Below are 21,083 nucleotides of genomic sequence, written 5' to 3' on the forward strand. Positions count from 1 at the left end.
GTGAAAGAGGCGAAATGGCCGAGCTCAATGACACCGTCACCGCGTACCTCAGCACCTGGAATGCCACCGATGCCGTCGAACGACGGGCCCTGTTGGAACGGCATTGGTCGGCGGGCGTCACCTACACCGATCCGCTGGCTGAGGTGAGCGGGCACGACGGCATCTCGGGCGCCATCGAGGCCGTCCACTCCCAGTTTCCGGGATTCGTGTTCACCCTTGTCAGCGGGCCCGATACCCACCACCGGCAGGCGCGTTTCCAGTGGGGGCTCGGTCCGCGCGACGCCGATCCGGTAGTGGTCGGATTCGACGTCCTCGCCACTGACGGTGAGGGCCGGATCCAGACCGTTCTCGGGTTCCTGGACCGGGTGCCGGCCTGACTACTTGGATGAACGATCCAGTGCCGCAAGCGATTCGTCGAGGAAGTCGGAGCCGAACGGTGGCATCCCGCCGATCTGGTCGCGGAAGCTCTGCGGGGTGTCGGTCCAGTCGTAGGTGAGGGTGACGTCGGTCTGGTCTCCGTTGGGGGCCAGGTCGTACCGCCACCACCACCCACCGGGCGCATGGTGGCCCTGCTCGTCGAGCTGGCCGGGCAACCAGGCGATGGTCCGGTCCTGGTCGAACTCGGTCACCAGGTTGTGCATGACGTAGTGGCCACCGGCCGCCGGTAGGAACATGTTGACCGCGAAGATCTGACCGGTCCCGGTGATGGGTTCGGGGTCGATCGCGTCGCGTACCCAGTCGCCGGGCTCGGTGTCGCAATGCCGGGCCGGATCGGCCAGGACGGCGAACACCTGGGCTGGGGAGGCGGAGATGGTGCGGGTGACGACGTAGCGCTGCTGATCGGTTGATGTGGTCACAGGGAGTCCTTTCCGTACAGGTGGGCGATGTCGGGGCTGTCGAGCCAGCCCGAGTAGGTCGGCTGTTTGGGCCAGCCGTCGGGGGAGTCCTGCCACTGTTCCTGCCGGCCCCACGGCAGCAGGTCGATCAGCGCGAACGAGTGGCTGAGTTGTTCGGTGCCACGGCCGTTGGTGTGCCAGGTGCGGTAGACGGTTTCGCCGTCGCGAAAGAAGACGTTGACTGCGAAGTCTTCGCCCGGGCCGGCGTCGACGTCGGACCCGAAGGAGCTCTCCGATGAGGAGAACCAGTCCATCCGGTTGCCGACCTTCTCGCGGTACGCCAGCGCCTCCTCGATGGGCCCGTTGGTGACGATGACGAAGCGGGCGTCGTAGTTGTCCAGGAAGTCGAGACGCGTGAACTGGGACGTGAAGCCGGTGCAGCCGCCGCACTGCCATTCGGCACCGTCGGTCCACATGTGGTGGTAGGTGATCAGCTGAGCGCGTCCGTCGAATACATCGGCCAGGCGCACCGGCCCGTCGGCGCCGATCAGCGTGTAGTCCGGCAGCTCCACCATCGGCAGCCGGCGGCGCGCGGCGGCGATCGCGTCCAGTTCCCGGGTGGCGGCCTTCTCCCGGCGCCGCAGGTCGTCGAGCGCGGTGCGCCACGCCTGCTGGTCGACTATCGGCGGTTTTCCTGTCGTCATGAAGGGCTCCTGACTGCTGCTCGGAGAATCTCGTTCTCTCAAGTGGACCCGCCGAGCGTCCGGAATTCATCGCACCCGGTAATGTCCGACGAGCGAAGGGTGACCTAACACCTTGAGATGAACCATGGAGGTTGATCCAGAATGAGCGGTCAGCGAGCCGATGCAGCCGGGCTGCGTCTCCTCGTCGTCGGTGCTTCCTCGGGCATCGGCCACGCTGTTGCGGTCAGTGCCACCGAACGCGGCGCCAAGGTCGCCGTCGCCGCGCGACGCGTCGATCTGCTGAATTCCCTGGCAGACGCCATCGGCGGATTCGCCTTCGAGCTCGACGTCGAGGACTCCTCGGCCATCAGTCGCGTGGTCAACGAGGCGGCGGACGCGCTGGGCGGCCTGGACGCCGTGGTGTTCACGAGCACCGTGATCCCCTTCGCCTACATCGAGGACACCGACGTCGCCACCTGGTTGCACGCGTTCAGCGTCAACACGGTGGGTGCCAACAACGTATTGCGGGCGGCGACACCGCGGCTGTCCGAGAACGGTGTGGTGCTGGTCGCGTCGAGCTATGACGTGGGGCGTCCGCGGGCCGGTGTGGCGGCATACAGCGCGAGCAAGGCCGCGCTCGACGAGATCCTGCACTCCTGGCGCATCGAGCATCCCGAGCTGTCGCTGATCCGGGTGGGCGTCGGCCCCACCGACGACACCGAGATCCTGCGCGGTGCGGACCGCGATCTGCTGGACCAATTGGTGAAGACGTGGGTGGCCCAGGGGGCCCTGCCGGCCCGGATGTCGGCCCTGCGCGACGTCGCCAACACCTTGGTGTCGCTGGTGACCACCGCCTACGAGAATCCGACCGTGGTGCCCGAGATCGTGCAACTGGCGCCGCGTATTCGTCGGCGGGTCGACGCGGCGGACTAGGGTGTGTCTGACAAAATCGGCAGACCCAAGGCGCTGGCCACGGTGTCGCAGCGGACCCTGGCCAAAGCGCAGCTAATTCAACCCTGAAAGCGCTTACGCCTAGGATTACTGCCAGCATGTGGCCGCAATCCTAGACGTAGAGCATGTCTAATCAATATTAATGGTGTTGTGGCACACAGGGAGACTTGATTTTCCCGGACAAGGTCCGATTCACGAGACTCGGCACGGAGGCAGCCAGGCTGAGGATCCGTCACCACCTTCTACCGCGTCAGCAATTAACAGACACGCCATAGTCCGCAACTCACTCGGCCGGTGACTCCGGTCGCTGCGATACCTCGAGGGTCGTGAGGGCCTTTCGCTCACAAGGCCTTTGGGCCCCTTTGGTGGGCCAGGGCTGCCCGCACGCGATGCATGATGTCCGCGATGAAACGTCGGTGTGGCGACGTTGCCGTTGACGCTGCTTCCGCTCGGCATTCTATGAGTTTCAAATGATTCATTGATAATGACAATCATATTCAATAGCTTGGACGCTTCGGGTAGCCGGTCTACAAGGAGGGTCCTCATGGTCGCGGTATGGATGGCCTCACCGCCAGAGGTGCATTCAGCGTTGCTGACCAGCGGCCCGGGTCCCGGTGCGATGTTGGCTGCGGCCGGCGCGTGGTCGTCGTTGAGCGTCGAATATGCCGCGGTGGCAGCAGAACTCGCGGCAGTGCTGGGTGCGGTGCAAGCGGGGGCATGGCAGGGTCCGAGTGCGGAACAGTACCTGGCTGCTCACCTGCCGTATCTGGCGTGGTTGCAGCAGGTCAGCGCCGACAGCTCGGCGATCGCCGTCCAGCATGAAACCGCCGCCGCCGCTTACACCAGTGCATTGGCGGCGATGCCCACCCTGGCCGAGTTGGCCGCCAACCATGCACGGCAGGCGGTCCTGGTGTCTACCAACTTCTTTGGGATCAACACCATCCCGATCGCGGTGAACGAGGCCGACTACGTGCGGATGTGGATTCAGGCCGCCACCACGATGACCGTCTACCAAGGAGTCTCCGAGACGGCCGTGGCATCCGCGCCAGTCACCCGGGCGGCGCCGCGGATCCTGCACGACGAACATGACCACGACGATGACCATGATCACGACGGCGACCACGATCACGATCACGACGGCGACCACGATCATGACCACGACGACCATGGCCACGGTGACCTGAGCCCACTGGACCCGCGGTGGTGGCTGGAAGTCGGCCAAGAGCAGATCGAGAACATCGGCCTGCTGATCGACAACCTGCTGAACGACCCTGCTGCGTTGTTGACCAACCTGCCGATGGTGTTGGCCGACATGGCGTTCCATGCGGCGCAGCTGCTGCAGGTCGTTGTTCAGTTGTCCCCGGCCCTGATTCAGCCCGCCCTGAGCGTCGTGATCGCCAACCTGGGGTGGGCGATCACCGGTCTGGCCGCAATCCAGCCGCCCGCCTTGGTTGGGGCGGAAATTCCGGCCGGCACCGACCCTGAATCATGGCCGGCGGCCGGGAGCGCATCGACGGTGGCGAGCGGGACGCCGTCTCCGACCGCGCCGTCGGCGCCCGCCGCCCCCTCGACCGGTGCGTCGGCGTCGGCACCCGTCGCCTCCGCATCGGCGCCGTCGGCTGCTCCGGGTGGTGGACCGGGATTCTTCCCGCCCTATCTGATCGGCGCGCCGGGCGCCGCCGTTCCGGCCGCGGCCCGGGCCAACGCCGCGGCCGCCGCCAAGAAGAAAGCTTCCGAACCCGATGCCGCTGTGGCCGCTGCCGGGGAAACAGCCCGCGAGGCGCGCGCCCGCCGCCGGCGACGCGCAGCGATACGCGAGAAGGGCTACGGCTACGAATACATGGACCTGCAAGCTGACCTGCCCGGGGATGCTGCTCCGGAGACATCGCCGATGGCCTCGGACCGCGGTGCGGGGGCGCTGGGATTTTCCGGTGCGCGGGACCAGAAGGATGCGACGACGACGGGCTTGACGACGTTGGGCGGCGCCGAGTTCGGCGATGGTTCGACGGTGCCACTGTTGCCATCCACCTGGGACCCGGACGTCAAGGATTGAGCTCCAGCCGCCCCGGGGGGAGGCCTGGGCTGGAGTTGAAATCCTCAGGCTGACAAGGGTTACGAGGACTCGCCTTCGGCGTGGGAGTCGTCGTTGCCTTTGGCCAGATGGCGCAGGACTCGTTCGTTGAGGGCGGCGAGCATGTCGAGCTCGGCCGGGCTGAGTAGGTCGATGAAATTCCGGCGGACGTCGTCGACGTGCCTGGGCGCTGCCTTCTCGATGGCGGCGCGGCCGGCCGGTAGCAGTCGGACCATGGTGCTGCGGGCGTCGTCGGGGTTGGGCTCGCGGCTGATCAGTCCGTCGTTCTGCATACGCCGCACCTGGTGGGAGACCCGGCTCTTCTCCCAGTCCAGTGCATTGCACAGCTCGTGGGCGGGCATGCGGTCCCCGTCGTGACCGGACAACACCGCCAGGACCTCGTAATCGGCCCCGGATAGGCCCGATTCCTGCAGACCTCTGTTCAGGTGCGCAACGAGTTGATGGTGGGCATGCATGAAGGCCCGCCAGGCGCGGTCTTCGCTCGGGCTCAGCCAGTTCGGTTCCATCGGCTCCATTCTAACTCTTTTGGTTGACGCATCACCCAATTCAGCTTAAGGTTGATGCATCAACCTTTTTTGACCAGATTGGATATCTCATGAGCAGCATCAGCATCATCGGCACGGGAAACATGGCCCGCGCCATAGGCGCACTGGCGGTGGCGGGTGGCAATACCGTCGAGATCACCGGCCGAGATCAGACCAAGGCCTCCGACCTGGCCAAGGCGCTCGGCGGGAGGACGACGACGGGAGAGTTCGGCGCCGTCCCGGCCGGGGACATCGTCATCATGTCCCTCCTGTACGCGAACGTCGTTCCGGTCGTCACCCAGTACGGAGACGCCCTGGCGGGCAAGGTCATCGTCGACATCAGCAACCCCTTCAATGCCGCGGCCGACGGGCTGGCCATCCCCGAGGACACCTCAGTCGCACAGGAAGTCGCCAAGGCGGCACCGGCCAGCGCCAGCGTGGTGAAGGCGTTCAACACCATCTTCGGTGTCGTCCTCGACCAGGGCCGGCCGCTCGACGTCTTCATCGCCGGCGACGACGTGCGCGCGAAAGGGGACGTAACGGAGTTCATCGCGAGCCTCGGGCTGCGCCCGCTCGACGTAGGCGGCTTGAACATGGCGCACTGGCTGGAAGGAACGGGCCTGGTCATGATGGGCCTCGCCCGAAATGGGGTGGGGGACTTCGGCTTTGCCCTCGGTGCCAGCCGTCCCGCCTGAGCCGCACCGTCGGCCCGGACCCCAGTAGTGGTTGACGTATCAATGAAAGGATTTTCTTGATGAAGCTTGGTTTCGCGCTTCCGATAGTCGGGCCCGCAATCAGCAGCGCCGAGGGTCTCCGTGGGTTCTGCCGCGGACTCGAAGACCTTGGCTACGACACACTCTGGGTCGGCGATCGCCTGGTCACGCCGGTCGACATGCACAGCACCTACCCGGGCAAAGAGCAGCCGTACCCGCGACAGATGACCCGTTACCTCGACCCGGTGCTGCTGTGGACGGTCGCCGCGGCGGCAACCAGTCGGGTGCGGCTGAACGCCAGCACGCTCAGCACGTTCTACTACGAGCCGGTGCACCTGGCCCGGATGCTGACCACACTCGACGTGCTCAGCGAAGGCCGCCTTGACGTCGGCGTGGGAATCGGGTGGATGAAGGACGAACATGACATCGCCCGCAGCGCGGACTGGCGCCGGCGCGGGCGGCAGCTCGACGACCTGTTGGCGTTCCTGCACGAGTGGTGGACGACGACCCCGGTTTCCTGGGAAAGCGAGTTCTTCTCACTGCCGCCGGTGCATGCCGACCTTCGCCCGGTCCAGGCCGGTGGTCCGCCCATCTGGATCGGCGGTGTCAGCGAGGCGGCGATGCGCCGGGTCGGCCGCAGCGGCACCGGCTGGCTGGGAGTCGAGGGACTGCAGGACGAGATCACCGACCACCTGTGGTCGATTGCCCGCTGGGAGGCGAAGGACGCCGGCCGCGATCCTGACGCGCTGAAGAAGGCCATGCGGATCAACCTCGATCCGGGTACGTCCGTCGACTCTGTCGCCGACAGGCTCGAGCGTCTGGCCGGGTCCGGTGCCGACGAGGCGATCGTGGATCCCTTCGCCATGTTCCCCAGCCTGGACGAGATGCTTGATTTCGCCGGTCAGATCATCGCTCGATGGAGTGATCCTGGGATTGGTTGACGGCAAGGACGCCGGAAACCAGAAACGCCGCCTGCTTGCGCAGACGGCGTTCCCGATATCGGGGTGGCTGACGGGACTCGAACCCGCGACAGCCAGGATCACAACCTGGTGCTCTACCAACTGAACTACAGCCACCATCGCCGCTCTGCCTCTGGAGCATATGCGGCTCGTAGATACTAACTGCTTGGGTGCTGTACCGCCGAATCGGTTTCGGTCGCGTCGTCCTTCGGCGGGCCGAGCTCGGCGGCGATCGCAGCGATATCGCTGGTAGACGGCCCGGGCTGCGCGACGAACGCGGTCGAGCGGTAGTACTTGAGTTCGCGGATCGACTCGTGGATGTCGGCCAGGGCGCGGTGTGCGAGACCTTTCTCCGGCTGGCCGAAGTAGATCCGGGGGTACCAGCGGCGGCACAGCTCCTTGATCGAGCTGACATCGATCATCCGGTAGTGCAGGTAATCGTCGAGTTTGGGCATGTCGCGGGCGATGAAGCCACGGTCTGTCGCGATCGAGTTGCCGGCCAGGGGAGCGGCCTTGGCGGTCTTGACGTGCTCGCGGATGTAGTCGAGCACCATCTGCTCGGCGGTGGCCACGTCGACGGTCGACACCCGGACTTCTTCGATCAACCCGGACCTGGTGTGCATCTGTTTGACCACGTCGACCATGGAGGACAGCGCCTCGTCGTCGGTGTGAATGACCACGTCAAGGCCGTCACCGAGGATGTTCAGGTCAGCGTCGGTTACCAGAACCGCGATCTCGATCAGCCGATCGGACTTGAGGTCCAGGCCGGTCATCTCGCAGTCGATCCATACCAGTTCGTCTCGCACGAAGATCCACAGTATTCCTACACGTGACAACGAGCCGTCACACCCACCGCGCGCGCCGCCTGACAAGTAGTGTCAAAGCCCGATTGGCTCGTTCGCGAAAACTGGGAGGACCGCGGCATGACCACCGAATCGACAGCCACCCCCGCGCAGCAGATTGCTGCCGGTTACGCAGTCGAAGGCCGGGCGTTGGAGCTGGGAACTGTTTTCGTCCCCGACGACGCAGGCGGCACTGTCGACCCGAGCGCGCAGGTCCGCATCCCGCTGGCCACGGTCAACCGGCACGGCTTGATCGCGGGTGCCACGGGTACCGGCAAGACCAAGACGCTGCAGGTGATCGCCGAGCAGTTGTCCGCGGCGGGTGTCCCGGTGGTGATGGCCGACGTGAAGGGCGATCTGTCGGGACTGTCGAAGCCCGGCGAGGCCAACGACAAGACCGCGCAGCGGGCCAAGGACACCGGCGACAGCTGGGCGCCGACCGCCTTCCCGGTGGAGTTCCTGTCGCTGGGCACCGAAGGGATCGGGGTCCCGGTGCGGGCCACGATCACCAGCTTCGGACCGATCCTGCTGTCAAAGGTTCTGGGGCTCAACGCAACTCAGGAGTCCACGCTCGGCCTGATCTTCCACTGGGCCGATCAGAAGGGCTTGCCGCTGCTGGACATCAAGGACCTGCGTTCGGTGATCCAGTTCCTTACCAGCGACGAGGGCAAGCCCGAGCTCAAGGCCCTGGGCGCGGTGTCGACTACGACGGCGGGTGTCATCCTGCGGGCCCTGGTCAACCTGGAGGCCGAGGGCGCCGATTCGTTCTTCGGCGAACCGGAACTCGAGCCCAAGGATCTGCTGCGCACCGACGCGCAGGGCCGCGGCATCATCAGCCTGCTGGAGTTGGGTTCGCAGGCCGCGCGTCCGGTGATGTTCTCGACGTTCCTGATGTGGGTGCTGGCCGATCTGTTCACGTCGCTGCCCGAGGTCGGTGACATCGACAAGCCGAAGTTGGTCTTCATCTTCGATGAGGCGCATCTGCTTTTCACCGACGCGTCCAAGGCGTTCCTGGAGCAGGTCGAGCAGACCGTCAAGTTGATCCGCTCCAAGGGCGTCGGCGTGTTCTTCTGCACGCAGCTGCCCACCGATGTGCCCAACGAGGTGCTCTCACAGCTGGGTGCCCGGGTGCAGCATGCGTTGCGCGCCTTCACCCCGGACGACCAGAAGGCGCTGTCGAAGACCGTGCGCACATACCCGAAGACCGATGTCTACGACCTGGAGAAGGCGCTGACGTCGTTGGGTATCGGCGAGGCAGTGGTCACGGTGCTCTCGGAGAAGGGTGCGCCGACGCCGGTGGCGTGGACGAGGATGCGGGCGCCGCGGTCGTTGATGGACACGATCGGCAATGACGCGATCACCGCTGCCGCCAAGGCCAGCCCGCTGCAGGCGACGTATGGCCAGACGGTGGACCGGGATTCGGCCTACGAGCAACTGGCCGCCAAGCTGGCCCCGCCACCGTCGCCGGAGGATCCGGGCGGCTTCGGCGGTGTCGAGGCGTCAGGTGAGATCGAGGCCATGCCGGCCCCGGCGCAACCGGCCGAGCCGGGGATGCTCGAGCAGGTGCTCAAGAGCTCGGCGTTCAAGAGCGCCATGCGCTCGGCGGGCACCGTGATCGGTCGCGAGATCACCCGCAGCATCTTCGGGACGGGCCGCCGCCGCTGAGCGGCGAATCAGGCTGGAGCCGGTAGTCCGCGTATCCGCCGAAACGGCATTCCGGCAGGGCGTTACTCGATATTTCGCTGCTGGAATGCCGTTTCGCCGCAGAGGGGTGGGAAGCTCTAGCCGCCGCCGAGCTTCTTGTACACGGCGCCCACGATCGGGGTGACGATCGCCCGCGGTGCGTATCCGCTGGCCATCGACATGGCCTTGGAGGTCACGCCGGGCACCACCCGCATTTTGTTCTTCTCCAGACCGTCCAGCGACAGCTTGGCGGTGTATTCGGTTGAGATCCACAGGAAGTCGGGGATCAGCCGCTCGACCAGAGACTGCTCGGACTCGTCGGGCAGGTCGGTACGCACCGGGCCCGGCGCCAGCACCGTGACGTGTACGCCCGCGCCCTTGAGTTCGCCGCGCAGTGACTCGCTGAAGGTATTGGCGAACGCCTTGGTCGCCGCGTAGGTGGCGTTGTTGGGGATCGGTGAATTACCGGCCGCCGATCCGGAGGTCAGGATGCCGCCGGAGCCGCGCTTGACCATTCCGGGCAGCACGGCCAGCACCAGATCGTGCACACCGAGGACGTTGAGCTGCACCTGTGCCTTCTCACCGGCCGGGTCGAGGTCGTTGACCGGGCCGAAGGTCGCGGTGCCCGCGTTGGCGCACAGGATCGAGATCTCGCGCTGGGCGAGTTCGTCGCACAGGACGCCTCGGGCCGCGGGATCGGCGAGGTCGACGGCGCGCACCTCGACGGTGACCCCGTAACGCTCGGTGAGGCGCTGCGCGAGTGACGTCAGTACGTCCTCCCGTCGGGCGGTGATGATCAGGTGGTGGCCGCGGGCAGCGAGTTCGGTGGCCAACGCTTCGCCGATGTTCTGCGAGGCGCCGGTGACGACGGCACGGGCATCCGGACTGGGTGCGGGTACTGGCATGCGGCCAATCCTAGAAGGCGCCCGAACCCATAAGGTGTCGGTCATGACTAACCCCCGGCGGGCGAGGGTGCTCGCGTGGGCACTGTGGGACTGCGGCGCGACTGGGCTGAACGCCATCGTCATCACGTTTGTGTTCTCGGTGTATCTGACGAAAGGCGTCGGATCGGACTTGCCCGGCGACACCTCGCCGGCCAGTTGGCTGGGCTGGGCCATGTTCGCCGTCGGTCTCGCGGTGGCTCTGCTGGCGCCCGCCGTCGGGATCTGGGTCGACGCGCCGCAGCGGCGGCGTCGGGTACTGGCGGTGATGACGGGTGCCGCCGTGGCGTTCACCGCGGCGATGAGCCTGATCCGCGACGACCACCGTTACCTTCTGCCGGGGTTGATCCTGTTGGCCTGCACCGCGGCCTGCAACGAGCTGGCCACCGTGCCCTACAACGCCATGCTGCGACAGCTGTCCACCCCGGAGACGTCAGGGCGGATCTCCGGGCTCGGCCTGGCGATGGGCTACGGGGGCAGCGTCGTGCTGTTGCTGCTGGCCTACGTCGGATTCATGGCCGGTGACGGGGGGATGCTGGGCATCCAGACCGAAGACGGACAGAACGTGCGAGCGGTGATGCTGCTCACCGCGGTCTGGTTTGCGTTGTTCGCGCTGCCGTTGTTCGTGATGGTGCCGCCGGTGAAAGATGCGCCCCCTGTTGAGCGGGTCGGCTTCTTCGGCGCCTACCGCAAGTTGTGGTCCGAGATCCGCGGCGAGTGGCAACGCGACCACAACGTCGTCTACTACCTGCTGGCCAGCGCGGTGTTCCGCGATGGGCTGGCCGGGGTGTTCACCTTCGGCGCGGTGCTGGGGGTCAGCGTCTACGGCATCTCCGAGGCAGACGTGCTGTTGTTCGGGATCAGTGCCTGTGTGATCGCCGCGCTCGGGGCCGTCATCGGTGGGCAGCTCGATGACCGGATCGGTTCCAAGTCCGTCATCGTCGGATCGTTGGTCTTCCTGATCGCGGTGGGGCTGGCCTTGCTGGTGCTGTCAGGACCGGTGGCCTTCTGGGTGTGCGGCCTGTTGCTGTGTCTGTTCATCGGGCCGACGCTGGCCTCGGCCCGCACCTTGATGCTGCGGATCACCGCGGACGGCAAGGAGGGCGTCGCGTTCGGGCTCTACACCACCGTCGGACGCGCAGCGTCCCCCCTGGCGCCGTTGCTGTTCTCCATTTTCATCAATGTGTTCGGCGCCGACCGGGCCGGGATGGGCGGACTGGTGCTGGTGCTGGCGCTGGGACTGGCGGGCATGTTGGCCGTGCGGGTGCCGGCACGGCAGCCCAGCCCCGCCGTGCCGGCGCACTGAGCCGGGCTCAGGCCGTACCGACGCAGATGGTGATTCCCGAGCCGGTCCGATGTTGGGTCTGCACGCCGTTGACGGTCACGGTGCACGCCACCTCGGGGCCGAAGTTCACGACGCTCACGCTGGCGGTCTCGGTCGCCGGTTGAGCCAGTTCGACCTGCTTGCTCCAGGGCAGCATGACGTTGAACTCCGTTTGCAGCACGTTGCCGGTGTCCAGGTAGGTGATGTTGATGGCCCGGCCCTCACCGGCGACCTCGTAGGTGACCGTCTCGGTGGGCCCGGGCGTGGTCTCCGTGGGTGGGGCCGTGGTGGGCGCCGGGACCGGGCGGGGCGCCCGCGAGGTCGTGGTGGGTGTCTTCGGTGACGTGCTGAAGCTGGGCTGCGGGGTGATCGGTTGCGGCGCGACCACGGTCTCCTGGCTGGAGCCGTTGGCGATCACCAGTGCGACGACGAGGCCCAGCGCGACCAGGACCGCCACGGCAGCCAGGATCCACAACCAGAGCCGGGGCTCGGGGCCGTCGGGCTCCGGCGGTGTTCCCGGCGGCGGAGTGGGAGCGCCCGGCGGCTGGCCGGTTGCGCCCGCGTCATGCCCATAGGGAGAGTAGGGCGGTAGCTGTTGGGTGGGATTCGGGGCAGCCTGCGGCGCCGGACCGGGCACAGCCGGGTACGCGCCCTGATACGGCGGCTGGTTCGAGTACGCCGGATCTGGATAGTCCACGGGGTAGCCGCTACCGAACGATTGGGTCGGCTCGGACCCGTCGCGGCGTGGTGAATCGGTCATGCCCACCTCATGGCTGCGAGGGTACCTGTGCGGATGCTCAGTCCGCTGCGGCCGAGGTCCCAGGGATCGCGTGGTGATGAGAGATGCTGGAGTGGACTGCGCAAATGACGGGAGGACGCGAGGTGGCCGCAGATCGGCATGTGCGGGTGAACTACGGCGCGTCGTTGTCACCGGATGCGACGGCATTTGCCCACTTGGTCGACGATGGCGGCTATCCGCGGGCGGTGCAGCGCTTCCTGCGCGGGTGGCGGGCCAGTTCCTCGCGCGACGTCGAGCTGCCCGTGGTCGGGCCCGTGACGAAGGTCATCCATTCCGCCGACGGCCACTGGCTGGCGTGCCAGGTGGCACCCGAAGGTGGGACCCGCAGCCAGATCTGGGTGGTGACGACCGATCCCGACGACCGTGACGCGCGCCGGATCGACTACTGGCCGCCCGACGCGGAGGGCACCGCCGAACTGATCAGTTGGGACGGCACCCAGGTCGCGGCGATCCTCACCGGAGAGGATGGCGTCGGCAGCTCGTGCCTGATCGATCCGGCCACCGGTGGCACCCTCATACTCGACCGACGGTCGGGCGGCCGGCTGGTCGACGCGTGGGCGGGCGCCTCGCTGGTGCGGGTCGGGCCGCGCGGGTACCAGGAGCTCATCATGTTGTGGGGCCTGACCGAGATCGCGCTGCTGCCATCGGATCCCGGGTCGGTCACCGATTTCGGTGTGATCCTCGACGATCACACCCCGCGAAGGCTCCGCAGCGGCTTCGACGGTGAGACCACCCTGTACTACCCGGCCAGCACCTATGAGCCGGGCAGCACCGAAGGCTTTGTGCGGGCCCTGATCCGCAGTGACAACGGCGCCGCGCACGCCCGTCTGCTGGAGGTGACGGTGACCGCCGAGGGTGTGACGTATCACGTCGTCGCCGAGCGGGCCGGCTACGAGCTCGACGAGTTCGTGGTCAGTGACGATCTGTCCACCGTCGCGTTGTTGTGGAACATCGACGGCCGCAGCGAGCTGCAGATCCTGGAATATGCCGACGAATCGCTGTCGGCACCGATTCCCATGCCCGGCCCGGTCGCCGGTGAGCTGAGCATCAGTGCGGGCGGGTCCATGGTGGCGGTGACCGTGCAGGGGCCGTCGTTGCCGCGCACCGTCGAACTCGTCGACCCGCGTTCGCTGGAATGGGAGCGGATCGACCGGGAGCCCAGCAGCGGGCCCCTGACCGCGGCGCCGACCTTGGAGCGGATCACCGCACGCGACGGGCTGGAGCTCACCGGGTGGTTGTACCGGCCGCAGGGCGAGACGGTGGGTGCGGTGATGTTCCTGCACGGTGGCCCCGAGGGGCAGGCGCGGCCGGAATACAACGAGATCTTCCCGGCGCTGCTGGAGGCGGGTTTTGCGGTGCTGACGCCGAACGTGCGCGGCTCGGGCGGGTTCGGCCGGGCTTTCGTGCACGCCGATGACAAGGAGCTGCGGTTCGCCGCGATCGACGATGTCGCCGATTGCGCGCAGTATCTGGTGGACCAGGGTGTCGCGCCGGCCGATCGGCTGGCCTGTACCGGCTGGTCGTACGGCGGCTATCTGACCCAGGCGGCGTTGGCTTTCCACCCGGAACTGTTCGTCGCCGGCATCAGCATCTGCGGGATGAGCGACCTGAACAGCTTCTATCACACCACCGAGCAGTGGATCGCCGCGGCGTCCTACCCCGAATACGGCCATCCGGTGGCGGATCGTGATCTGCTGGAACGGCTTTCGCCGCTGCCGAGGGCGGATGCCATGATCGCCCCGCTGCTGCTGGTGCACGGCGGCAACGACACGAACGTGCCGCCCGATGAATCCCGTCAGATGTACGAGGCACTGATGGCACTCGGGCGCACCGCAGAACTGCTGATCTTCGACGACGACGGCCACGAGATCGTCAAGCGGGAGAACCGCGCCGTGCTGGTCGATGTGGCGACCCGCTGGCTGTCCAAGGCGTTCGGTGTCTAGTCGGCGGTGAGTGCGGCCAGCGTCATCCGGCGCAGTACCGCACGTGAATGTGTCTTGGGGACAGCGGGTCTCACGCTGTAGGGGGTGGAGTTCAGCAGGCCGAACGCGGCGTGAGCCATGACGCGGGCGTCGTCCTCGGCCAGATCCGGGTTCACCTGGGTCAGGACCGCCACCCAGATCTCGACGTACTGTCGCTGGGACCGCCGCACCTGACGCTTGGCGGCGTCGGGGAGATGGGCCAGGTCGCGGTCCTGGATGCGGATCAGGTCGGGCTCACCGAAGACGAAGTCGAGATGGAAATCCACGAGGCCGTTCAGGGTGTCTGCGGGCGGGGCGCTGCGGGCGGTGACCTCCTGCGCTCCCGCGAGCAGGCGGGTACTGATCCCGACCAGCAGTTCGACCAGCAGGGCCTCTTTGTTGGGGAAGTGCCGGTAGATGGCCGGCCCGGAGATGCCGACCGCAGAGCAGATGTCCTCCAGGCGTACCGCGAGGTAACCGCGTTCGGCCACAAGCCGTTCGGCGGCAGCGATCAGTTGGCTGCGGCGGTCGGACTTGGCCTTGCTGCGACGGGTGACGGCGCTGTCGGACATGGCGCCTCCGGGGGTAGACAACTCAGTTAATGAAAACTAACCTAACACGAGTTAGTTGTCATTAACCGAAATGGGAGCTGCCTTGTCATCGCACCGCGACGAGCATCAGGCGCTGGTTGGGCAGTTGCGCGCCAAGCTCGCCACCGCCGCCCTCGGCGGCCCCGAGCGAGCCCGTCAACGCCACGTCGACCGGGGCAAATTGCTGCCCCGCGACCGGGTTGACGGGCTGCTGGACCCGGGCAGCCCGTTCCTGGAAATCGCCGCACTGGCTGCCGACGGGATGTACGACGACGAATGTCCCGGTGCCGGGATGATCGCGGGCATCGGCCGGGTGTCGGGCCGGGAATGCCTGATCGTGGCCAACGACGCGACCGTCAAGGGCGGCACGTACTACCCGGTCACGGTCAAGAAGCACCTGCGTGCGCAGGAGATCGCGCTGCAGAACAAACTGCCGTGCATCTATCTCGTCGACTCCGGCGGTGCCTTCCTGCCGCGTCAAGATGAGGTGTTCCCCGACCGAGAGCACTTCGGCCGGATCTTCTACAACCAGGCCACGATGAGCGCGCAGGGCATCGCGCAGATCGCCGCGGTGCTCGGCTCGTGCACCGCGGGTGGCGCCTACGTGCCTGCGATGAGCGATGAGGCCGTCATCGTGCGTAACCAGGGCACGATCTTTCTGGGAGGTCCGCCGCTGGTGAAGGCCGCCACCGGTGAGGTCGTCACCGCCGAGGACCTCGGCGGCGGGGACCTGCATTCCAAGACCTCCGGTGTCACCGACCACCTGGCTCACGACGACCGGGACGCGCTGCGGATCGTGCGCAACATCGTCGCCACCCTGGGGCCGGCCGAGGCCCCGCCGTGGGCCGTGACGCCCACCGTGGACGCCGTCGCCGACCAGACCGAGCTCTACGACGTGGTCCCGGTCGACTCCCGCGTGCCGTATGACGTGCACGAGGTGATCACCCGGATCGTCGACGGTGGCGAGTTCAGCGAGTTCAAGGCCGAGTACGGCACCACGCTGGTCACCGGGTTCGCCCACATCCACGGCCACCCGGTCGGCATCGTCGCCAACAACGGTGTGCTGTTCGGCGAGTCCGCGCTCAAGGGAGCGCATTTCATCGAGCTGTGTGACAAGCGCAAGACACCGCTGCTGTTCCTGCAGAACATCGCCGGGTTCATGGTCGGCCGCGACTACGAGGCCTCGGGTATCGCCAAGCACGGCGCCAAGATGGTCACCGCGGTGGCCTGTGCCCGGGTGCCGAAGCTGACCGTGGTGATCGGCGGCTCCTACGGGGCCGGCAACTACTCGATGTGCGGGCGTGCCTATTCGCCACGGTTCCTGTGGATGTGGCCCAATGCCCGCATCTCGGTGATGGGCGGCGAGCAGGCCGCTTCGGTGCTGGCCACGGTGCGCGGCGACATGAGCGCCGAGGAAGAAGAGCAGTTCAAGGCGCCGATCCGCGCCCAGTACGAGCACCAGGGCAACCCGTACTACTCGACGGCCCGGATCTGGGACGACGGGGTGATCGACCCGGCCGACACCAGAACTGTGCTCGGACTTGCTCTTTCGGTTGTCGGCCAGGCTCCGCTGGAGCCGGTCTCCTACGGCGTATTCCGGATGTGATGATGAGCCTCTCTCTGTTCGATACAGTCCTCGTCGCCAACCGTGGCGAGATCGCGGTGCGGGTCATCCGCACCCTGCGGGCCATGGGCGTCCGATCGGTGGCGGTGTTCAGCGACGCCGACGCCGGAGCCCGACATGTTGCAGAGGCCGACGTGGCCGTCCGTATCGGACCGGCTGCGGCCCGGCAGAGCTACCTCGACATCGACGCGGTGGTTTCGGCTGCGCAGCGCACCGGTGCACAGGCGGTGCACCCCGGCTACGGATTCCTTTCCGAGAACGCCGAGTTCGCCGCCGCACTGCAGGCCGCGGGCATCGTGTTCATCGGCCCGCCCGCTTCGGCGATCGCCACCATGGGCGACAAGATCGCGGCCAAGGCCGCGGTGTCTGCGTTCGGCGTCCCCGTCGTACCCGGCATCTCGCGTCCGGGCCTGACCGATGACGAGCTGATCGCGGGCGCACCCGAGGTCGGGTTCCCCGTTCTGGTGAAGCCGTCGGCAGGCGGTGGCGGCAAGGGCATGCGTGTGGTCGAACAGGCTTCCGACCTGCCTGCTGCGCTGATCAGCGCCCGTCGCGAGGCCGCGGCCGCGTTCGGTGACGACACCCTGTTTCTGGAACGATTCGTGTTGCGGCCCCGCCATATCGAGGTGCAGGTGCTCGCCGACGGCCACGGCAACGTGATCCACCTCGGTGAGCGCGAATGCAGCCTGCAGCGCCGCCACCAGAAGGTCATCGAGGAAGCGCCGTCACCCCTGCTGGATCCGGCCACCCGGGCTCGTATCGGGGCCGCCGCCTGCGACACCGCGCGTAGCGTCGACTACACGGGCGCCGGCACGGTGGAGTTCATCGTGTCCGCGGATGCACCCGACGAGTTCTTCTTCATGGAGATGAACACCCGGCTTCAGGTGGAACACCCGGTCACCGAAATGGTGACCGGTGTGGACCTGGTGGAGCAGCAGGTGCGCATTGCCGCGGGGGAGAAGCTCGTGCTCGGCCAGGACGACATCGTCATGACCGGACATGCCATCGAGGCCCGGGTGTACGCCGAGGACCCCGCGAACGGCTTCCTTCCCACCGGTGGGCCGGTACTGGGATTGCGCGAGCCGACCGGACCCGGTGTGCGGGTGGATTCCGGCCTGGCCGCGGGCACCGTCGTCGGCAGCGATTACGACCCGATGCTCTCGAAGGTCATCGCCTACGGCGCCGACCGGGCCGCGGCGCTGCACAAGCTGGACCGGGCGCTGGCCGATACCGCGGTACTGGGCCTGACCACCAACACCGAGTTCCTGCGCTTCCTGCTGGCCGATCCCGATGTGGCCGCCGGCCGGCTGGACACCGGCCTGTTGGACCGTCGGGCACCGGATTTCGCGCCTCAGGTACTCGGCGACGCCGAGTTGATCGCCGCGGCGGCCTACCAGTGGATCAGCAACTGGACCGAGGCCGGCGACGATCTGTGGGCACGGCCGACCGGCTGGCGGGTGGGGGAGCGTGCCCCGGCGGCATTCCGGCTGAGGGCCGGCGACCGCACCGACCACGTGCACCTCACCGGCACTCCCGGTCAGGCCACCGCCACCGTCGAGCACGGTGAAACCCACACCGTCAGTGCAGCATTCGTCGGAGATCAGTTCACCCTCACCCTCGACGGCATGCGGGCCGAGTACCTGGTCGCCGCGCAACTGAGCGGGGGGGTAGGTCAGCTGTGGCTCTCCGGCGCCGGACGCAGTTACCTCGTCGAGGAGGTCCGCGAGGCGCCGGTGCGCCCCGATGACGAGCACAGCGGTGACGCCGAACTCGTCAGTCCCATGCCGGGATCGGTTGTCGCCGTGGGCGTTGCGAGCGGCACCGAGGTGTCCGCCGGAACCATGGTCGTCACCGTGGAGGCGATGAAGATGGAGCATGCCCTGACGGCACCCACCGATGGTGTGGCCGAGCTACTTGTCGCCGTCGGCGACCAGGTCAAGGTGGGCCAGCCGCTGGCCCGGATTACCGCTGCAACACAGGAGAACGAGCAATGACGGACTTTCTGTCCACCGGCACGCTGCCGGACCATTACGCGGAACTGGCCAACACCGTCCGCGACTTCGCCCAGAGCGTCGTCGCCCCGGTGGCCGCGAAACACGATGAGGAACACTCGTTCCCGTATGAGGTCGTGGCCGGTATGGCCGACATGGGGCTGTTCGGGCTGCCGTTCCCCGAGGAGTACGGCGGCATGGGCGGCGACTACTTCGCGCTCTGCCTGGCCCTGGAGGAACTCGGCAAGGTGGACCAGAGCGTGGCCATCACGCTCGAGGCCGGAGTCTCACTGGGTGCCATGCCGGTGTACCGCTTCGGTAATGACGCGCAGAAGGAAGAGTGGCTGCCGCTGCTGGCCAGCGGTAAGGCACTGGGTGCGTTCGGTCTGACCGAGGCCGGGGGCGGCAGCGACGCGGGTGCCACCAAGACCACCGCGAAAATGGACGATGGCCACTGGGTGATCAACGGTTCCAAGCAGTTCATCACCAACTCCGGCACCGACATCACCAAGCTGGTCACGGTCACGGCGGTTACCGGCGAAGCGGGAGGATCCGGCGGGCAGGAGCGAAGCGACTCGGGGAATCGGCAGAGCAAGAAGGAGATCTCCTCGATCTTGGTCCCCGTGCCGATCGAAGGGTTCACCGCCGAACCGGCCTACAACAAGGTCGGCTGGAACGCCTCGGACACCCACCCGCTCAGCTTCGACGACGTCCGTGTGCCCGCCGAAAACCTGCTCGGCGAACGCGGCCGCGGCTACGCCAACTTCCTGCGCATCCTCGACGAGGGCCGCATCGCCATCGCGGCGCTGTCCGTCGGTGTCGCGCAGGGCTGCGTGGACGAGTGCGTCAAGTACGCCAAGGAGCGTCAGGCCTTCGGTGCGGCCATCGGTACCTACCAGGCCATCGCCTTCAAGATCGCCCGGATGGAGGCCCGGGCTCACACCGCCCGCGCCGCCTACTACGACGCCGCGGCGTTGATGCTGTCCGGCAAGCCGTTCAAGAAGGCGGCGTCGGTGGCCAAGCTGGTCTCCAGCGAGGCGGCGATGGACAACGCCCGCGACGCCACCCAGATCTTCGGCGGCTACGGTTTCATGAACGAATACCCGGTGGCGCGTCACTACCGGGACAGCAAGATTCTCGAAATCGGTGAGGGGACAACCGAAGTGCAGCTGATGCTGATCGCGCGGGAGGCGGGTCTGTGACCGAGGAGCGAGTGATCGAACAGCGTGGGCTGTGGTTCGAGGAGTTCGAGACCGGGGTGCGCTACCTGCACCGGCCCGGGCGCACCATCACCGAGGCCGACAACACACTGTTCACCGCGGTGACCATGAACACCCAGGCGCTACACCTCGATGCTTCCTGGTCCGAGCAGCAGCCGCCGTTCAACCAGCGGCTGGTGAACTCGATGTTCACGCTGGCCACCCTGGTCGGGCTCTCTGTCTCCCAGCTCACGCAGGGCACCACCGTCGGCAACCTCGGGTTCTCCGAAATCGCCTTCCCCAAGCCGATGTTTCATGGCGATACGCTCTACGCCGAGACCGTCGTCACCGAGAAGCGGGCATCCAAGAGCCGTCCCGGCGAGGGTATCGTCACGTTCGTGCACACCGGACGCAACCAGCACGGTGACATCGTGGCCACGGCTACCCGCAAGGCCCTGATGCGGATGCGCCCGGAGGGGGATTCCTGATGACACTGGGCAACAACGGACCCGGCTGGCTGTTCTGCCCGGCCGACCGGCCGGAACGGTTCGAAAAGGCCGCGGCGGCAGCTGATGTGGTGATCCTCGACCTCGAGGACGGGTGTGCGGCCAAGGACCGCCCCGCCGCTCGCCAGGCCTTGATCGACACGCGGCTGGATCCGGCCCGCACCGTGGTGCGGGTCAACCCGACCGACAGCGCCGATCACGAGCTGGACCTGAAGGCAGTCGCCGCAACCGATTACACCACCGTGATGCTGGCCAAGACCGAGCATGCCGATCAGGTGCGCGCGCTGGCCCCGCTGGATGTCGTGGTGTTGATCGAGACCCCGCTGGCCGCGCTGAACGTCGTCGAGTTGGTGCAGCCCGACAACGCCTTCGCGGTGATGTGGGGAGCCGAGGATCTGTTCGCGGTCACCGGCGGCACCGCCAACCGCCGGCCTGACGGCACCTACCGCGACGTCGCCCAGCACGTGCGGTCGCAGACCCTGCTGGCGGCCAAGGCCTACGGGAAGCTGGCGCTGGATTCGGTGTACCTCGACATCAAGGATCTCGATGGCCTGCGGGCCGAGTCCGATGACGCGGTAGCGGTCGGATTCGACGCCAAGGTGGCGATCCACCCCACGCAGGTCGCCGTCATCCGCTCGGCCTATGCGCCGACCGATGAGCAGATCAGCTGGGCACGGGCAGTGCTCGACCGGGTGGCTACCGAACGTGGCGTCTTCCAGCACGACGGTCTGATGGTCGACGCCCCGGTGCTGCGCCGGGCCGAGCGGATCGTCGCTCTGGCGCCCTGATTTGGGCCGACACGCCTCCAATCGTTACCGGCGATGGACCCGGCCGAACTCGGTTCGGGCGCATAATGGCGATATGC

20 protein-coding genes and 1 tRNA gene are annotated in these 21,083 nt (G+C 67.0%); 13 read left to right on the forward strand and 8 right to left on the reverse strand.

The annotated features are described in order from the left end of the window. Positions 1-14: 14 nt before the first annotated feature. Positions 15-377: a nuclear transport factor 2 family protein gene (locus AC4LGL_RS25210; RefSeq protein WP_491841135.1), complete on the forward strand. Its 363-nt coding sequence runs from the start codon at positions 15-17 to the stop codon at positions 375-377. Here the strand turns inward: AC4LGL_RS25210 and AC4LGL_RS25215 are convergent, their stop codons facing one another. Beyond that, positions 378-857, reverse strand: a complete 480-nt coding sequence (locus AC4LGL_RS25215) for an SRPBCC family protein (RefSeq protein ID WP_135359013.1) — start codon at positions 855-857, stop codon at positions 378-380. Further along, complete coding sequence (locus AC4LGL_RS25220; RefSeq protein WP_491841136.1) at positions 854-1,540, reverse strand: DUF899 family protein; 687 nt, start codon at positions 1,538-1,540, stop codon at positions 854-856. The genes AC4LGL_RS25215 and AC4LGL_RS25220 overlap by 4 nt, the downstream gene beginning before the upstream one ends. Positions 1,541-1,681: 141 nt before the next feature. Here AC4LGL_RS25220 and AC4LGL_RS25225 point away from each other — a divergent pair, with 141 nt between their 5' ends. Continuing rightward, positions 1,682-2,452: an SDR family oxidoreductase gene (locus tag AC4LGL_RS25225; protein ID WP_491841137.1), complete on the forward strand. Its 771-nt coding sequence runs from the start codon at positions 1,682-1,684 to the stop codon at positions 2,450-2,452. Positions 2,453-3,014: 562 nt separating this feature from the next. Beyond that, a complete protein-coding gene (locus AC4LGL_RS25230; protein ID WP_491841138.1) occupies positions 3,015-4,523 on the forward strand; it encodes a PPE domain-containing protein in 1,509 nt (502 codons plus the stop codon). A 59-nt stretch (positions 4,524-4,582) separates the two neighbouring features. Here AC4LGL_RS25230 and AC4LGL_RS25235 read toward each other — a convergent pair whose 3' ends face one another. Beyond that, the gene (locus AC4LGL_RS25235; protein WP_491841139.1) at positions 4,583-5,068 is read right to left on the reverse strand and encodes a MarR family winged helix-turn-helix transcriptional regulator; all 486 of its coding nucleotides are present in this window, start codon (positions 5,066-5,068) and stop codon (positions 4,583-4,585) included. A gap of 89 nt (positions 5,069-5,157) precedes the next feature. On the opposite strand from AC4LGL_RS25235, the gene AC4LGL_RS25240 reads away from it, so the two are divergent. Both AC4LGL_RS25240 and AC4LGL_RS25245 read left to right on the forward strand, forming a co-directional pair. Next, positions 5,158-5,781 (forward strand): NADPH-dependent F420 reductase, encoded by a 624-nt coding sequence (locus tag AC4LGL_RS25240; protein ID WP_491841140.1) that lies wholly within the window; start codon positions 5,158-5,160, stop codon positions 5,779-5,781. A 59-nt stretch (positions 5,782-5,840) separates the two neighbouring features. After that, positions 5,841-6,740, forward strand: coding sequence for a TIGR03619 family F420-dependent LLM class oxidoreductase (locus tag AC4LGL_RS25245; protein WP_491841141.1), 900 nt, complete (start codon positions 5,841-5,843; stop codon positions 6,738-6,740). 62 nt (positions 6,741-6,802) lie between these two features. Here AC4LGL_RS25245 and AC4LGL_RS25250 read toward each other — a convergent pair. Both AC4LGL_RS25250 and orn read right to left on the reverse strand, forming a co-directional pair. Further along, positions 6,803-6,875, reverse strand: a tRNA-His gene (locus AC4LGL_RS25250). A 41-nt stretch (positions 6,876-6,916) separates the two neighbouring features. Next, positions 6,917-7,564 carry an oligoribonuclease gene (orn, locus tag AC4LGL_RS25255; RefSeq protein ID WP_491841142.1) on the reverse strand — a complete coding sequence of 216 codons (648 nt, stop codon included), beginning with the start codon at positions 7,562-7,564 and terminating at the stop codon, positions 6,917-6,919. 117 nt (positions 7,565-7,681) lie between these two features. On the opposite strand from orn, the gene AC4LGL_RS25260 reads away from it, so the two are divergent. Further along, positions 7,682-9,265, forward strand: coding sequence for a helicase HerA-like domain-containing protein (locus tag AC4LGL_RS25260; RefSeq protein ID WP_491841143.1), 1,584 nt, complete (start codon positions 7,682-7,684; stop codon positions 9,263-9,265). Between the two features lie 116 nt (positions 9,266-9,381). Here the strand turns inward: AC4LGL_RS25260 and cmrA are convergent, their stop codons facing one another. Beyond that, the gene (gene cmrA, locus AC4LGL_RS25265; RefSeq protein ID WP_055115808.1) at positions 9,382-10,188 is read right to left on the reverse strand and encodes a mycolate reductase; all 807 of its coding nucleotides are present in this window, start codon (positions 10,186-10,188) and stop codon (positions 9,382-9,384) included. A gap of 43 nt (positions 10,189-10,231) precedes the next feature. Between cmrA and AC4LGL_RS25270 the strand changes: the two genes are divergently transcribed. Then, positions 10,232-11,530 carry an MFS transporter gene (locus tag AC4LGL_RS25270; RefSeq protein ID WP_491841144.1) on the forward strand — a complete coding sequence of 433 codons (1,299 nt, stop codon included), beginning with the start codon at positions 10,232-10,234 and terminating at the stop codon, positions 11,528-11,530. Between the two features lie 7 nt (positions 11,531-11,537). Here AC4LGL_RS25270 and AC4LGL_RS25275 read toward each other — a convergent pair whose 3' ends face one another. Continuing rightward, positions 11,538-12,308 (reverse strand): MmpS family transport accessory protein, encoded by a 771-nt coding sequence (locus AC4LGL_RS25275; protein WP_491841145.1) that lies wholly within the window; start codon positions 12,306-12,308, stop codon positions 11,538-11,540. Positions 12,309-12,412: 104 nt separating this feature from the next. Here AC4LGL_RS25275 and AC4LGL_RS25280 point away from each other — a divergent pair, with 104 nt between their 5' ends. Further along, positions 12,413-14,290: an alpha/beta hydrolase family protein gene (locus AC4LGL_RS25280; protein WP_491841146.1), complete on the forward strand. Its 1,878-nt coding sequence runs from the start codon at positions 12,413-12,415 to the stop codon at positions 14,288-14,290. On the opposite strand, the gene AC4LGL_RS25285 is transcribed toward AC4LGL_RS25280, so the two are convergent. Next, the gene (locus AC4LGL_RS25285; RefSeq protein WP_491841147.1) at positions 14,287-14,880 is read right to left on the reverse strand and encodes an SACE_7040 family transcriptional regulator; all 594 of its coding nucleotides are present in this window, start codon (positions 14,878-14,880) and stop codon (positions 14,287-14,289) included. The two genes, AC4LGL_RS25280 and AC4LGL_RS25285, sit on opposite strands and share 4 nt — an antisense overlap. A gap of 70 nt (positions 14,881-14,950) precedes the next feature. On the opposite strand from AC4LGL_RS25285, the gene AC4LGL_RS25290 reads away from it, so the two are divergent. From AC4LGL_RS25290 to AC4LGL_RS25310, 5 genes are read left to right on the forward strand one after another with little or no spacing between them, the layout of a single operon-like run. After that, complete coding sequence (locus AC4LGL_RS25290; RefSeq protein WP_491841148.1) at positions 14,951-16,504, forward strand: carboxyl transferase domain-containing protein; 1,554 nt, start codon at positions 14,951-14,953, stop codon at positions 16,502-16,504. A gap of 2 nt (positions 16,505-16,506) precedes the next feature. Continuing rightward, positions 16,507-18,516 carry an acetyl/propionyl/methylcrotonyl-CoA carboxylase subunit alpha gene (locus tag AC4LGL_RS25295; RefSeq protein ID WP_491841149.1) on the forward strand — a complete coding sequence of 670 codons (2,010 nt, stop codon included), beginning with the start codon at positions 16,507-16,509 and terminating at the stop codon, positions 18,514-18,516. Then, positions 18,513-19,715, forward strand: a complete 1,203-nt coding sequence (locus AC4LGL_RS25300) for an acyl-CoA dehydrogenase family protein (protein WP_491841150.1) — start codon at positions 18,513-18,515, stop codon at positions 19,713-19,715. The genes AC4LGL_RS25295 and AC4LGL_RS25300 overlap by 4 nt, the downstream gene beginning before the upstream one ends. Continuing rightward, positions 19,712-20,200 (forward strand): MaoC family dehydratase, encoded by a 489-nt coding sequence (locus AC4LGL_RS25305; RefSeq protein WP_491841151.1) that lies wholly within the window; start codon positions 19,712-19,714, stop codon positions 20,198-20,200. The genes AC4LGL_RS25300 and AC4LGL_RS25305 overlap by 4 nt, the downstream gene beginning before the upstream one ends. Next, on the forward strand, positions 20,200-21,006 hold the full coding sequence (locus AC4LGL_RS25310) for an HpcH/HpaI aldolase/citrate lyase family protein (RefSeq protein WP_491841152.1): 807 nt from the start codon (positions 20,200-20,202) through the stop codon (positions 21,004-21,006). The genes AC4LGL_RS25305 and AC4LGL_RS25310 overlap by 1 nt, the downstream gene beginning before the upstream one ends. Positions 21,007-21,083 lie beyond the last annotated feature (77 nt).

The organism is Mycolicibacterium arcueilense (assembly GCF_058536225.1).